Origin of the sequence: Mesorhizobium sp. M0045 (assembly GCF_040323385.1) — a bacterium.
Lineage (GTDB): Bacteria > Pseudomonadota > Alphaproteobacteria > Rhizobiales > Rhizobiaceae > Mesorhizobium.
Genome location: NZ_JAMYUY010000001.1, coordinates 167189 through 182942, shown reverse-complemented (window position 1 = coordinate 182942; position 15754 = coordinate 167189). Strand labels below are relative to the sequence as shown.

General features: G+C 63.2%; 7 protein-coding genes. 6 read left to right on the top strand and 1 reads right to left on the bottom strand.

The genetic code is table 11. The annotated features are described in order from the left end of the window. Window positions 1–185 precede the first annotated feature (185 nt). From NKJ72_RS00835 to NKJ72_RS00810, 6 genes are all read left to right on the top strand, one after another. Complete coding sequence (locus NKJ72_RS00835) at window positions 186–2114, top strand: autotransporter assembly complex protein TamA (RefSeq protein WP_352475429.1); 1929 nt, start codon at window positions 186–188, stop codon at window positions 2112–2114. Next, entirely contained in the window at window positions 2114–8164 is a 6051-nt protein-coding gene (locus tag NKJ72_RS00830) for a translocation/assembly module TamB domain-containing protein (RefSeq protein ID WP_352475428.1), read from the top strand. The genes NKJ72_RS00835 and NKJ72_RS00830 overlap by 1 nt, the downstream gene beginning before the upstream one ends. Window positions 8165–8425: 261 nt before the next feature. Beyond that, complete coding sequence (locus tag NKJ72_RS00825) at window positions 8426–10078, top strand: ABC transporter substrate-binding protein (protein WP_352475427.1); 1653 nt, start codon at window positions 8426–8428, stop codon at window positions 10076–10078. A 219-nt stretch (window positions 10079–10297) separates the two neighbouring features. Beyond that, window positions 10298–11332, top strand: coding sequence for an ABC transporter permease (locus NKJ72_RS00820; RefSeq protein WP_352475426.1), 1035 nt, complete (start codon window positions 10298–10300; stop codon window positions 11330–11332). Between the two features lie 12 nt (window positions 11333–11344). Further along, window positions 11345–12502 (top strand): ABC transporter permease, encoded by a 1158-nt coding sequence (locus tag NKJ72_RS00815; RefSeq protein ID WP_352475425.1) that lies wholly within the window; start codon window positions 11345–11347, stop codon window positions 12500–12502. Window positions 12503–12597: 95 nt separating this feature from the next. Beyond that, the gene (locus NKJ72_RS00810; RefSeq protein WP_352475424.1) at window positions 12598–15021 is read left to right on the top strand and encodes a dipeptide ABC transporter ATP-binding protein; all 2424 of its coding nucleotides are present in this window, start codon (window positions 12598–12600) and stop codon (window positions 15019–15021) included. A 14-nt stretch (window positions 15022–15035) separates the two neighbouring features. Here NKJ72_RS00810 and NKJ72_RS00805 read toward each other — a convergent pair whose 3' ends face one another. Further along, window positions 15036–15626 carry a transglycosylase SLT domain-containing protein gene (locus NKJ72_RS00805; protein ID WP_352475423.1) on the bottom strand — a complete coding sequence of 197 codons (591 nt, stop codon included), beginning with the start codon at window positions 15624–15626 and terminating at the stop codon, window positions 15036–15038. Window positions 15627–15754: the final 128 nt, after the last annotated feature.

The following is a 15754-nucleotide window of genomic DNA, read 5'->3' as shown; positions in this document are numbered from 1 at the left end:
AACGGTTTGCTTTCCGGCCGATGACCGGTAGTAGCTCCATAGGACAGGGGATCACGCTTTCTTGCGGCGACGCAGAAGGTGTGAGTTCCAAGCCCTGTCTATTTCAGCAATTGGATTGTGGCCCCTTTACGAGTGCTTCAGAACTTCATTCCAATTTTAGGTTTGCGAGCTAGGCTAGGAGCGTAATGCCGGCGTATGAAAGGCAGATGTCGGGAGGAACCGCGCCACGGCGCGCGCTTTCGCGCGCCCTGCTTTTCGCCTTGCTGTGCTCGGCGGCACTTATTGTCGAGACCGGAAATGCGGCAGCCTTCGAGATTTTCGGCATCAAGCTATGGGGATCGTCGAAGGACGAAGATGCCGACATCGTTGACCCGCTGCGTTATGCCGTGACGATCGAGACGCCCGACGCCGACAAGGATCTCGCCGAGAAGCTCGAAAACGCCTCGGCGCTGAAAGCCGACGAGGAACACCCGGTATCAGGTTCGCTGGGTCTTTTGGCCAAGGCGCGCAGCGACCGTGAGCAACTTGTCGCCGCGCTCTACGCGGACGCCCGCTACGAGGGGGTCGTCACCATCACTATTCAGGGCAAGCCGCTCGACGATCTGCCGCCCGATGCCGAGTTTTCCGGCCCGCAGCCGATTCCGGTGGTGATAAGCATAGCGGCCGGGCCGAAATTCACGCTTGGCAACATCAGACTGAAAGGCGATGCAGCGGGGCTGGCAAGTGCCGATTTCGGTCTGATCGCCGGCGGTGACGCCAGTTCGGGCGCCGTGCTCAAGGCCGAGGCGGCGATCGTGCGGGCACTCAAGCAAGAAGGCAGGCCGCTGGCCAAGGTGACGGGCCGCGAGATCGTCGCCGAGCACACCGGTTCGACGCTCGACGTGACGCTCACCGTCGCGGCCGGCCCGGTCGCCGGCTATGGCGACACCACTGTCGAGGGTACCGAAAAGGTCGACCGCGACTTCACCGAATATATGACCGGTCTGAAGCGTGGCCGCCAGTATTCGCCCGATGAGATCGACGATGCACGCGACCGGCTGCTCGGCCTCGAGGTCTTCAACAGCGTGACGGTGAAGGAAGCCGACGCCCTCGACGCCGAGGGCAATGTCCCGATCGGTGTCCAGGTCAGCGAACGCAAGCCGCGCTATTTCGGCATTGGCGGCAGCTTCTCAAACACCGAAGGGCTGGGCCTCGAAGGCTATTGGGGGCATCGCAATCTGTTTGGCCGCGCCGAAAAGCTGCGCATCGACGGCAAGATCAGCGGCATCGGCAGCAACGACTTGACCCAGCTCAATTACAATGCCGGCGTCATGTTCGAAAAGCCGGGCGTGGTCGGGCCGGCGTCGAAATTCATTGCCAGCGTCAATGCTGTGCTGGAGCACCCCGACGCCTATGACCATTTCTCGGTCAAGGGCAGTACCGGCCTATCCTACGAACTGGACAAGAAGCAGACGGTTTCCGCGCAAGTCGCGCTTGATTATTCGAGGATCCACGACGCTTTCGGCAAGCACACCTATCTGATCGCCAGCATTCCACTGCAATATGTCTACGACAATCGCGACAGCAAGCTCAATCCGACCCGGGGCTTCAGGGTGCTGGCCTATGCCGAGCCGAGCTACGACATTTTGAGCGGGGCTGCCTTCGTCAAGCTGAAGGGCGAGGGGTCGGCCTACCAGTCGCTCGATTCGGCCTCGAAATTCGTTTTCGCCGAACGTGCCGCCATCGGCTCGATCATCGGCGCCAGTCTTCAAGATGTTCCGGCCGACCGCCGCTTCTACTCCGGCGGCGGCGGTTCGGTGCGCGGCTATGCCTATCAAGGCATCGGCCCGAAGGACAGCAACGGAGAGCCGATCGGCGGGCTTTCCTTCTTCGAGACCTCGGTCGAGATGCGCATCGCCGTCACCGACAAGATCGGCGTCGTGCCGTTCGTCGATGCCGGCACGGTGTCGACCAGGCAGGTCCCCGATTTTTCGGACATGAAGGTCGGCGCGGGTGTAGGCTTGCGCTATCTGACGGCGTTCGGGCCGCTGCGCATCGACGCGGCAGTGCCGCTCAACCGCGGCCCCGACGATCCTCATTTCGGCATTTATGCCGGCATCGGCCAGGCATTCTGATGGCAATATTCAGGCGCATCCTTCGTATCCTTTTCTACACGCTGCTCATCGTTGTGGCAGCGGCGGTGGGGGCGCTCGTCGTGCTGACCAAAACCGAGCGCGGCCGCGAAAACCTTGCCGGCATCATCTCGACCATGGCCTCGACCGGTGATCGCAAGGTCACTGTCGTCGGCATCGACGGTATCTGGTCGGGCGCGCTGAGGGTCGATCATGTCGTTCTGGAGGATCGCGAAGGCGCCTGGATGGTGGCGCGCAAGGTGGCCGTCGATTGGTCGCCGCTGGCACTTCTGTCGAAGAGCTTCAGCGCCGATCGCATTGGGGCCGAGCGTATCGAGCTGGCAAGGCTGCCGGTGGCCAATACACAGCCGCGCCAAAGCGGGGCGACCACGCTGCCGGTTTCCATCGACGTCAAGCAGCTCGACCTTCCCGAAATCGCACTCGGGCAGGCTCTGGCCGGCAGCGGTGTTGCCGAGCTCGCAGCCAAGGGAGCGCTCAAGGCGGATGCCTCGCCGTTGGCGATCGAGACCAATCTCAACATCGTTCGCCATGACGGCAAGCAAGGCACGGTCGACGCCAAAGCCCAATTCGCGCCGGCCGACAACAAGCTCGACCTCGACTTGAGGGCATCCGAGCCGGCCGGCGGCATCATCGCCAACCTGCTCAAGCTGCCGGGCGCGCCGCCAGTCGAGATTGTCGTTTCCGGCACCGGACCACTCGCCAACTGGAATGGCATCGGGACCTTTGTCGTCGATCGCCGGATCGTCACTCAACTCACCGGCCGTCATCAACTCACGGACAAGGGTCATTATGTCGAGGCCAACGGTGACGGCGAATTCGAGCGCTTCCTGCCCGAAAATCTGAAGCCGCTGTTTGCCGGCAAGACCAGCTTCGACCTCGCCGGCACAGCGACCGCGGCCGGCGGCGTCGACGTGGAGCGCGCCAATATCGACAGCGATGCCGTGCACGCGACGGCCGCCGGCACTGTCGATCCGAACAGTGCCAGCGATCTTTCCGTTAAGCTCGCCGCAAAGGGGCCGCCGATCGTGCTTAGTCTCGGCAGCGAGGCGCAGCCGATAACCGTGGCGATCAAGGACGCCACGGCCCGCGCTTTCGGCGATGGCAAGGCGCCGACGGTCGATATCGGCGCGTCACTGGTCTCGGTGGTGGCGGGCGGCACGCGGGTGGACGACCTGATCGGGCAAGTGCATTCCGATGGTTTCGACATCCAGAACCGTAGCGGACCTGTCACCATCAAGCTGACGGCGGCCGGCCTGAACACCGACGTTGCGACGTTGGCGCCGCTGATAACGGGCAGGGTCAGCGCCGGTCTCGCCGGCTCCGTCAGCAAGGAACAGATTATCGTCGACCAAGGCACGCTGCGCAGCGACGCGCTCAATGCGTCCGTAACGGCCACCGTGGTGCTGGCCGATCTGTCGATGACGCTCAAGATGAATGCCGACGCGGCTTCGACGGCGCTGCCGCCGCAGATCAGCTCGGTTCTCGGCCAGCGCGTGCAGTTTTCCGCGACCGCGACCCGCGACCCGGACGGTGCGTTTGCCGCCAATGCATTGCAGCTCACCTCTGGCACGCTCAACGCCAGCGGCACCGCCAGCGCGCAGGGCACCGATATCCGAGCCGATATCAAAGGAACGGTCGGCGACGTGTCGGTGCTGTCGCCGCTGGTTGGCGCGAAGGTCGGCGGCGCAGTCGATTTCGCGCTGACCGCAAGCGGTGCGCGCACCGCGCCGGACTTCTCGGTTTCGGCCAGCAGCGACAGCCTGACGGCGTCCGGCCATGCGGTAAAGCAGATCAAGCTGAGCGCGCGCGGCAAGGCCGATATCGCCAGTCCCGCCGCCGATGTCTCGCTGACCGGCTCGGTCGACGACCAGCCGCTCGACCTCAAGGCATCGCTGGTCACAACCGACGGCAAGCGCTCCATCAATGGACTTGCCGTCTCGCTGGCCGACAACAAGGTCTCCGGCGACCTCGGGCTCGACGACAACCTGCTGCCGCTCGGCACGTTGGCCCTCGATGCCGCCGATATTGCCCCGCTGGCCAGACTTGCCGGCCAAATGCTAGCCGGCGACGTGCGTGGCACGATCCGCTTCGCCAACGACAATGGAGCACCGACGGTCGCGATCGATGCGACGAGCACCGCGATTTCGCGCGGCGAACTGGCGGCCAAGACAATCGCCGTCAACGCGCTGGTCGCCAATTATCTCAAAGCCCCGGCGATCGCCGGCAAGGTCAAGGCCGACAGGATCACCTCGGGAACCACGGTGATCAGCGGCATCGATGTCGACTTGAAGCGCGACGGCGACTGGACCGGCTTTAGCGGCGCCGCCACGGTCGCCGGCATTCCGGCCAGCGCGGCCGGGCGGGTCAGGATCGCGAACGGCATCACCAGCATCGAGCTTGCCTCGGGCGAGGCAATCATCCGCGGCATCAAGGCAGCGATCGCACAGCCGTCGGCGCTGACAATCGCCAATGGCATCGTGAGCATAGAGAACCTGGCGCTCGGTGTCGGCGGCGGTTCGGTTGCCGTGTCGGGTACGGCTGGCCAGACGCTCGATCTCGCTGCCACCTTGTCGGCGGTGCCGGCAGCGCTTGCCAATGATTTCTCACCGGGTCTCGATGCCGTGGGCGCGCTCAGCGGCACCGCGCAGGTCACGGGATCGTCGGCTGCCCCCGACATCCGTTTTAATGCACGGCTCAGCGGCGCCGAAACCAACCAGACCCGGCGGGCCGGGCTCGGGCCGCTCGATCTCGATGCGGCAGGCCGCTTCTCGTCGGTCAGCGGCCTGGCCATCGAGCAGGCGACGCTTGCCGGCGAGAAAATCTCCGGCAAGGCAGCCGGCACCATCAATCCGAACGGCGCCAGCGATTTCTCGCTCGACCTCGCCTCGACCGGTCCGAGCCTGCCGCTGTCGCTTGGCAGCAAGGCAAGCCCGATCAAGCTCGAGCTGCAGGCGATATCGCTCAAGGCGGCCGGGCAGGGCACGCAGCCGAAGCTCGACATCTCCGCGACGCTGCCATCGGCAGCCACCAATCTAGCTAGGATCGAGGGCATCACGCTGGCGCTGCACTCCGATCGCTTCGACGTGAAAGCCCGGACCGGGCCGATCGCCGGCACCGTGACCGCCGAAAAAATCGGCCTCGACAATCCGACCGTCGCACCGCTGATCGCCGGCCAGGTCACTGCCAAACTCGCCGGCAGCCTTGCCGCCGACGCTGTCATCATCGATAGCGGCACCGTGACCAGCGACGCGTTGAACAGCGGCTTCAACGGGCGGGTCTCGCTGGCCGACGGCGCCATCGATCTAAATCTCAAGGCGGATGCCGCGTCGGCGGCGATGCCGGCGGCGGTACGTGGCGTGCTCGCCGAGCGAACACAACTCAGTGCCGCGCTGAAGCGAGACGCCAACGGCAATGTCACCGCCAACGCCGTCAGGCTGTCGTCCGGTGCGCTGACCGCGGACGGGCAGGCGAGCCTTGCCGACAACAAGCTCAGCGCCGACGTCAAAGGCGCGCTGGACGACGTCTCGCTGGTATCCAAGGACGCCAAAGGCGCCATCTCTTTCGCGCTGAATGCGCAAGGCGCCAGTACCGCGCCGGATCTGTCGCTGACTGTCAACAGCGACAGGCTTTCGGTGGTGGCGCGCGAGATCACTGGCCTGAAGCTCACTGCCACAGGCAAGGCTGATGCCGCCAACCCGGCTGCGAATGTGCAACTCACCGGAAACGTCGCGGGGCAATCGCTGCAGGGCAGCGCCGTGCTGGCGACATCCGACGGCAAACGCGCCATCAACGGGCTTTTGCTGTCGCTGGGCAAGAACCGTATTTCCGGCGACCTGGCGCTTGACGATGCCTTCGTCCCGGTCGGCACGGTGGCACTCGACCTGCCCGATATCGGTCCGCTTGCTGCCCTGGCACTGGAAAAGGCCGATGGCGATGTGCGCGGCACGATCGCCTTCTCCAAGTCGGGCGCCGTGCCGCAGGTCGCCGTCAAGGCGATGACGGGCTCGATCTCGCGCGGCGATGTCTCGGCCAAGGCCGTGACCATCGATGCGCTGATCGCCAACTATCTGGCGGCACCAGTGATCTCGGGAAAAATCCGTGCCGACAGCGTGACCTCCGGCGGCACGGTTATCCGTGGCGTCGACGTCGATCTGAAGCGCGACGGCGAATGGACCGGTTTTTCCGGTGGCGCCACCGTCAAGGATATTCCGCTGAAAGCCGGTGGGCGGGTCAAGGCGGTCAAGGGCACGACGACGGTCGAACTTGCCTCCGGCGAGGCGACCATCCGCGGCATCAAGGCGGCTATCGCCCAGGCCTCGACCATCAACATCGCCAATGGAGTGCCCAGCCTCGACAGGCTGGTGCTCAACCTCGGCGGCGGCACGGCGACGGTCACGGGCAAAGCTGGGCAGGCGCTCGACCTCAACGCGACGCTGGCCCGCGTCCCGATCTCGATAGCCAACAGTTTTTCGCCGGGCCTCGATGCCGCCGGTTCCATCTCGGGCACGGTGAAGGTGACGGGTGCGCCGGCCAATCCGGCCGTTGCCTTCAAGATCGATGCAGCAGGCGTTCAGACGTCGCAGACCCGCGGTGCAGGCTTCGGCGCCATGGGCGTTTCATCCTCAGGTACGTATTCGGGCAACAGACTGACCTTCGACGCCAACATGAGCGATGCCGCCGGCCTCGGTCTCAAGGGCGGCGGCACGATGACGACATCAGGCGCGCCCACGCTTGATCTCAACTTTTCCGGCAAGGTGCCGTTCGCCTTCCTCACCAGGACACTCGCCGCGCAAGGCTTGTCCTTGAGCGGCACGGCCGACGTCGATATACAGGTACGCGGCCCGGCAACGTCGCCGGTGATCTCAGGCACGGTCCGCACGTCAGGCGCCCGCCTGCTCGACGCGCGTTCGGGGCTTGCGATCAACGACATCACTGCCGATGTCGCCGTCGGTGGCGGCGTGGCAAGGATCAATCGACTGACCGGCACGCTGTCGACGCGCGGCAGCCTTTCGGCCAGCGGCACCGTCGGCATCGATCCGGCTAAGGGTTTTCCGGCCGATCTGTCGATCAAGCTCGTCGACGGCCGCTATACCGACGGCAAGGTGGTCACCGCCAATCTTGGCGGCGACCTGACCGTCAAGGGACCACTCACCTCCGCGCCGGTGATTTCCGGTACCGTCAACCTGGCCAAGACCGTCATCACCGTACCCGAAAAACTGCCCGGCTCGCTGGCCGAGCTCAACGTCAAGCACAAGAATGCGCCCGCCGCCGTGCGTGCGCAGGACAAGGCGTTGCGCCCGGCCGCTGCAAGCAGCGGTGGCGGCGGCAGCGGCCTCATTCTCGACGTCACGGTCAATGCGCCGAGCCAGATCTTCATCCAGGGCAGGGGCGTCGACGCCGAATTCGGCGGGTCGCTGCGGCTGACCGGCCCGGCATCGTCACCCCAGGCGGTCGGCACCTTCACCTTGCGGCGCGGGCGGCTGACGATCCTTGCCAAGCGGCTGACCTTCACCGAAGGCACGGTCGGCTTTTCCGGCTCTCTGGTGCCCTACCTCAATCTCACGGCGCAATCGAAGACGACCAGCGCCACCGTGACCATCGTGGTGTCGGGCGAGGCGACCAACCCGAAATTCACCTTCTCCTCGGTACCGGCGCTCCCGGAGGACGAGGTGCTGGCGCAGCTGATCTTCGGCCGTTCGATGTCGAACCTGTCGCCGCTGCAGATCGCTCAGCTTGCCGAGGCTGCCGGACAACTGGCCGGCGTCGGCGGCTCGACCTCCCTGCTGCAGAACCTGCGCAGCGCGATCGGCATCGACGATCTCGACGTGATCACCGACGAAGAGGGCGGCACCGCCGTCTCGGCGGGCAAGTATCTCAACGACCGCACCTACGTGACGATCCAGAAGGGCGACAGGCCGGGCTCGGGCAAGGCAACCGTCGATCTCGACGTTGGGCGCGGCGTCAAGCTGCGTGGCGAGGCAACCGACGCCGGCGAAGCCAAAGGCGGTGTTTTCTACGAACGCGAATATTGAAACCGGGCGTTCGCGCAGAACAACTGGTTGCCCGAAGAACGAGCGGCGCAGCAGCGAATGTCCCGGTTTAATTGCCCGTGGAGATTTCGGACGAAATCCCTGGCGCAGTAGCAAATTTGCGCCAAGACTGTCGCTATCGCGCGAACCGGCCTGCTTTCAAAGTTGCACATTCCTTGGCATGTTCCCAATCCGTGCCGTCTTTGACATCATGGCGCGGATGCGGAATGTTAAAAGGCAGAAAGCCAACAATGGGAGTTAGTCATGACGATCTACAAGAGTAACGGCGACCGCGTTCCCGATCACATCCTGGCCATGGCCGAAGACGCCAAGGCAGGCAAGATGGATCGTCGCGAATTTCTGGCTCTCGCCAGCGTCTTCGGCGCCTCGACGGCGATGGCCTATGGCATGCTTGGCCTTGCAGACCCGACGCCGGCCAAGGCGGAAGAGGTCCAGGGCAAGAAAGGCGGCGTGTTGAAGGTCGCGCAATGGATCAAGGATCCGAAGGATCCGCGCAAGTCCGACTGGTCGGAAATCGCCAATGCCGAGCGCCAGGCGCTCGAGCCGCTGGTCAAATATACCACCGAATACACATTCCGCCCCTATCTGCTGGAGAGCTGGGACGTGAATGATGACGCTACCGAATACACGCTGCATGTGCGCAAAGGCGTCACCTGGAACAACGGCGATCCGTTCACCGCAGACGACGTCATCTTCAACCTCAAGCGTTGGGCCGACAAGAAGGCCGAAGGCAATTCCATGCCGGGTCGCCTCGGTTCGCTGGTCAAGGACGACAAGCTGGATGAGAGCGCGGTGACCAAGGTCGACGACCACACGATCAAGCTGACGCTCAGCAAGCCGGATATCGCGCTCATTCCCAACGTGTGCGACTATCCCGGCCTCATCGTCCACAAGACGTTCGATGAAAAAGGCGGCGACTTCAAGTCCTGCCCGATCGGCACTGGGCCGTTCGAGCTGGTCTCCTACGATGTCGGCCAGAAAGTGGTCTACAAGCGCCGCGAAGACAACAAATGGTGGGATGGTGACGTCTTCCTCGACGGCATCGAGTTCATCGACTACGGCACCGATCCGGCGGCCATGGTCAGCGCCTTCGAAGCAGGCGAGGTGCACACCAACTTCGAGACGTCGGCCGACTATGTGTCGATCCTCGACGGCATGGACCTGGTGAAGTCGGAGATCGTCACCGCCTCGACGATCGTCTGCCGCACCAATGTGACCAACAAGCCTTACGGCGACCAGAAGGTTCGCAACGCCCTGCAGCTCGCGGTCGACAACAATGTCGTCCTCCAGCTCGGCTACGGCAATGCCGGCACGGTTGCCGAAAACCACCATGTCGCCCCGATCCATCCGGAATACTACGAACTGCCGAAGATTGCTCGCGACCCGGCCAAGGCGAAGGCGCTGATGGCGGAAGCCGGCCAGGCCGATTTCGAGCACGAGCTGATCACGGTCGACGAGGACTGGCACAAGAATACAGGCGATGCGATCGCCGCGCAGATGCGCGACGCCGGCATCAAGGTGAAGCGTACGGTGCTGCCGGGTTCGACCTTCTGGAACGACTGGACGAAGTATCCGCTGTCGATGACCAACTGGAACATGCGGCCGCTCGGCGTCCAGGTTCTGGCGATCGGCTATCGCACAGGTGAAGCCTGGAACGAGACGGCCTGGTCGAATCCGGAGTGGGATGCCAAGCTCAATGCTGCGCTCGCAGTCGCCGACGCCGCCAAGCGCAAGGAAATGATGAAGGATATCGAGCAGATCCTGCAGGATTCCGGCATTATCATCCAGCCTTATTGGCGCAAGCTCTACAGCCATTCGGTCAAGGCGGTGCAGAACTACAAGATGCACCCGACCTTCGAGCGCGACTATGGCAAGGTCTGGCTCGAGCAGGCCTGACCGGACGATCCGGAAAGGGGCGTCTCGCCCCTTTCCGTCGCTCTTTGCATGATCCATGGACCGGAAGTCGGCGCAGCAAAAAGTTGCGGACTCTTCGGCCGGGGTCTGCAATAAAAAGGGTATTGCATCTGGGACTGGTCTGAAGGCTTGTTCTGCCGCTGGTGGCAGGGCGGCTTGCAAACCGGTTCCAACCCCCAACCCGACCGGCAGGGGACCGCCATGCTTTCTTTCGTTATCAGGCGTCTCGGCACCATGGCATTGACGATGCTGTGCCTGACGATGATCGTCTTCTTCCTGGTCAATCTCGGGCCCAATCTGAAGAAGCTGGCGATCAGCCAGACCGAAATGCACACATCCGCCGAGCAGCTTGAGGCCTGGCTGGTCAACCATGGCTATCGGCAGAATTTCTTTGTCCGCTACGGCCAATGGCTGGGCATCATGCCAAAGCAGCCGGTGACCGACCCGGCGACCGGCAAGCCCGCACAGCGTTTCTCCTTCTGCAACGATCCGGTCGTGCCGACATTCTCCGGCATCCTGCAAGGCGATTTCGGTTGCTCGACGAAGTTCAAGACGACGGTCGCTTCGAAACTCTTCCCGGCGCTCAGCGCCACCGGCATCCTGATGCTCTGCGTGCTGGCCGTGATGGTGCCGGTCTCGCTTTTGATCGGCATTCTCGCCGGCATGCGCGAGGGCTCACGCACCGACCGTACATTGTCGGTGGCTTCGATCGCCTCGACGGCGACGCCCGAATACGTTTCGGGCGTCATCTTCACCGTGATCTTCGCCTCCTGGCTCGGCGTGCTGAACGGTTCGGCGGCCTCGGCCAGCCAGGGCATCACCTTCTACAATTTCACCTTGCCGGTGATGACGCTGGCGATCTACGGCATCGGCTACATCGCCCGCATGACCCGCGCCTCGATGGTGGAGGTGATGACACAGCAATATATCCGAACCGCTCGGCTGAAGGGCCTCTCCTTCGGCAGCGTGGTGATAAAGCACGCTCTGCGCAACGCGCTGATCGCACCGTTCACAGTCATCATGCTGCAGTTTCCCTGGCTGCTCACCGGTGTCGTTATCGTCGAGGTGATGTTCCGCTACCAGGGTTTCGGCTACACGCTGGTCGAGGCCGCCGGGAACAACGACATCGATCTTCTGCTCGGCTGCTCATTGGTCTCGGTGTTTATCGTCCTGATCACACAGCTCATCTCCGATGTCGGCTACGCGTTCCTCAATCCGCGCATCAGAGTTCAATAGGAGACCGGGCGGATGCAGGTCGAATATCTCAGCGCCCTCAACGTCGTACTCGGCGTGCTTGCCCGCTTCTGGCCGGTCTGGATCGCTCTTGCCCTGGTGATGGGAGCGAGCTTCGGCTACAAGAAGAAACTAGGCCTTTACGGCCAGCTTTTCGACAGCGGCGTCGGCATTGTCGGCGTCGGCATCTGCCTGTTCTGGCTGTTTACGGCGATCTTCGCGTCGACCATCTCGCCCTTCGATCCGCTTGCCCAGGTGCCGATCATGAAGGACGCGCTGCCGGGCGCGATCGAGCCGGCGTCGAAACTTATATACTATTTCGGCGGCGACAAGCTCGCCCGCGACGTGTTCTCCCGCATGGTCTATGGCAGCCAGATCGTGCTGATCATCGCGCCGGCGGCGACCGGTTTTGCGCTGATGGTCGGTATTACGCTCGGCCTGCCGGCCGGCTATTATGGCGGCAGGATCGATACGGTGCTGTCCTTCCTCGCAAACCTTGTGCTGGCCTTCCCGGTGATCTTGCTGTTCTACCTACTGGTGACGCCGGGCATCATGGACACGCCGATCCCCTACGCGATGGCAGGGCTGTTCTTCCTGTTTCCGATCATCTTCTTCAGTGTGCTGTTCTGGACGCGCTACAAGAACCGTCCCGACCGCCTCTATATCCTGCTTGGCCTGACGTTGGTACTTGGCGGCTGGATCTATGCCGGCCTTGTCTTCGATGCCGATCCGTTCAAGATCATCCACATCGATCCCAACCAGCTCAACATCTTCGTGGCGGTGGTGTTCGCCTCCAGCCCGGGCGTGTTCCGCATCGTGCGCGGCCTGGTCATGGACATCAAAACGCGTGACTATGTTGCGGCGGCGCAGACGCGCGGTGAATCGCCCTGGTACATCATGCTGTGGGAGATATTGCCCAATGCGCGCGGGCCGCTGATCGTCGACGCCTGCCTGCGCATCGGCTACACTACGATCCTGCTCGGCACGCTCGGCTATTTCGGGCTGGGACTGGCGCCGGAAAGCCCGGACTGGGGCACGGCGATCAAGGATGCAAGCCGGCTGCTGCGCTCCTTCATCCACCCGGCGCTGCCGCCGACGATCGCGTTGATGTCGTTCGTGCTCGGCCTCAACCTCCTGGCGGATTCGCTGCGCGAACAGTCTATGAAAGATTGATGCCGGGAAAGATTGATGCCGGGAAAGATTGACGGCGGGAAGACCGAGGCCGGGTTCGGCCCGACGTGCCTGAAGAACAAGGATTGGAGCGACCCATGAATGAGGCAGTTCGAAATCCCGCCAAGCCGACCAATGGGCCGACCAATGAGCCGATCATCGAGATCGAGAACCTGTCGATCTCCTTCTTCACCCGTAAGGGCGAGATCCCGGCGGTCATGGATTTTTCGTGCACCGTCATGCCCGGCGAGGCAATGGGCATCGTCGGCGAATCCGGTTGCGGCAAGTCGACCGTGTCGCTCGGCATCATGCGCGACCTCTCCAACATCGGAAAGATCGTCGGCGGAAAGATCAAGTTCCAGGGCAAGGACATGGGAGAACTGTCCGACGAGGAACTGCGCGCCATCCGCGGCAACAAGATCGCGATGATCTACCAGGAGCCGATGGCCAGTCTGAACCCGGCAATGAAGGTCGGCCAGCAGCTGATGGAAGTGCCACTGATCCACGACAAGGTGTCGAAGGACGAAGCTTATAAACGCGCCTTGGAAATGGTGCGCGCGGTGAAGCTGCCGGATCCCGAACGCATGATGCGTTCCTATCCGCACCAGCTTTCGGGCGGCCAGCAGCAGCGCATCGTTATTGCCATGGCGCTGCTGTCGAAGCCGGCGCTGCTCCTGCTCGACGAGCCGACGACAGCGCTCGACGTGACGGTGGAAGCCGGCATCGTCGACCTGGTCAAGGGGCTGGGCGAGAAGTTCGGCACCTCGATGATCTTCGTGTCGCACAATCTCGGGCTGATCCTGGAGACCTGCGACCGCATTACGGTGATGTATTCGGGCGAAGCGGTGGAGACCGGCAAGATCAAGGACGTCTTCGACCGGATGCGCCATCCCTACACGCAAGGCCTGTTCCGCTCGATCCCGCTGCCCGGCGCCGACAAGAATTCGCGGCCGCTGATCTCGATCCCGGGGCAGTTGCCGCTGCCGCACGAGCGGCCGAAGGGCTGCAATTTCGGCCCGCGCTGCCACCATTTCGTCGAGGGCGTCTGCAACGCCGCCGAAATTCCGATGATCGCGGTCGAAGGCCATGACGGGCATTTCTCGCGCTGCGTGCGCTTCAACGAGATCGACTGGGAGGCGCTGCCGCCCGGCGCCAAGAAGGTCAACGAGCGGGTGGTGCCCGGTGCGCCGGTGCTCCAGATCGAAGACCTCAGGAAGTATTACAAGGTCGGCGGCAGCGAAGTGTTCGGCTCGAGCGAGGGCCGCGTCGTCAAGGCCAACGAGACGATCTCGTTCATGGCCCGCGAATCCGAGACCGTCGCTATCGTCGGCGAATCCGGCTGCGGAAAATCGACCCTGGCCAAGGTGCTGCTCGGCCTCGAAACGGCGAGCTCCGGCCGCGTTAAGCTCGGCAACAAGGAGATCCAGTCGACCGGGATCGAGAAGCGCAGCGTCGACACGGTGTCATCGATCCAGATGGTGTTCCAAAATCCGTTCGACACGCTCAATCCGAGCCATTCGGTCGGTTCGCAGATCATCCGTACGCTGGAAAAGTTCAATGTCGGCAACACGGTGGCCGACCGCCGCAAGCGGATGCTGGAATTGCTCGACCTGGTGAAGCTGCCAAGGGCGTTCGAGTCGCGCAAGCCGCGCCAGCTTTCAGGCGGTCAGAAACAGCGCATCGGCGTGGCGCGGGCTTTTGCAGGCGACGCCAAGGTGGTGGTGGCCGACGAGCCGGTCTCGGCATTGGATGTGTCAGTGCAAGCGGCGGTGACCGAGCTGCTGATGGATATCCAGCGCAAGAACAAGACGACGATGCTGTTCATCAGCCACGATCTGTCGGTGGTGCGCTACATCGCCGACCGCGTCGTCGTCATGTATCTCGGCTATATCGTCGAGCAAGGCACGACCGACCAGATCTTTTCGCCGCCCTATCACCCCTACACGGAGGCGCTGCTGTCGGCGATCCCGATCGCCGACACCAGCGTGGTGAAGAGGCACATCGTGCTTGAAGGCGACATTCCGTCGGCGATGAACCCGCCCTCGGGCTGTCCGTTCCAGACGCGCTGCGGCTATAAGAAGCTGGTGCCTGACAATCTTTGCGAAACCAAGGTGCCGCCGGTCAAACATCTCGGCGACGGCCATATGAGCCTGTGCTGGTTGGCCGACGACGTGCTGGCGAAAATGGAGCCGGTGATCAAATTCGACAAGGAGCACGCGGCGAATGAGGGCGTGCCGGACGATGCGCCGCACGGTACTGGTCCGGGCTTTGCCGGCGATCCGCCCAAGCGTCCACACGGCAAGACCGGCAGCGCGGAAGCCGATGCCGAGGGCCAGGCAGCGGAGAATGGAGAAGCGGTCGCCAAAGCCCGCCGTCACGAGGTCCGCGACGAGGTTTCAGAGACCGGCGGCATCTCAAGCTCTGACGACAGCGCGGTGGCACCAATCATGCCGCCGACTGTCGGCGACGGCCGCCAGGCCGAGGACGCCACGCGCAAGCCGCGCAAACCCAAGGGCGGCTGAGAGCCGTTGGTAGGCTAGCGCGCGCATTGCCGTAGCTGCGCGGCGTAGTCCTGCGCCATCTGTTCGGTGGCGTGCGCATAGCGCTGCACGTCGGCGTCGCCGCGACTGCCGCGCTTGTAGGCATTCCAGCCGAGATAGTAGGCGAGATACAGATTGTATGTGTCGTTGCGGGCGACGCCGAGCGTGTCGGCGGTCTTGGAATGATACCAGCCGACAAAATCGACGGCATCGGCAAACCTGGTGCGGCGCGCTGCCCAGCTGCCGGTCTCGTTCTGGTATTGCGCCCAGGTCCCGTCGAGCGCCTGCGAGAAGCCGGTGGCGCTAGAGATATGTTTCCAGGGAATGAAGCCCAGCAGCTTGGTGCGCGGCGGCCTGGCATTGCTCTTGAAGCCGGACTCCTTGCGCACCGTCGCCATCAGCACGGGGACCGGCACACCGTACTTCTGCTCGGTGCGTTGTGCCGCCGCCTGCCAATTGTCGAACCAGCCGTCATTCTGGTCGAAAACGGCGCACACATCGTTGATGTGGTTCGGCGGCGTCGCGCAGGCCGAAAGCGTCAGCGGCACGGCAATCGCTACAATTTTACCAAAACTCGACCTACGCATTGGAAGAGCATTAGGCCGAAAACATAAAAGGAATCTTGCTGTCTTCCTTAACGGCTCATCGGCCGCTTTGCCAACACTGAGCGGGTATAAACATTCCGACGTTTGCTGTCGCTTTTACCGACGTGAAA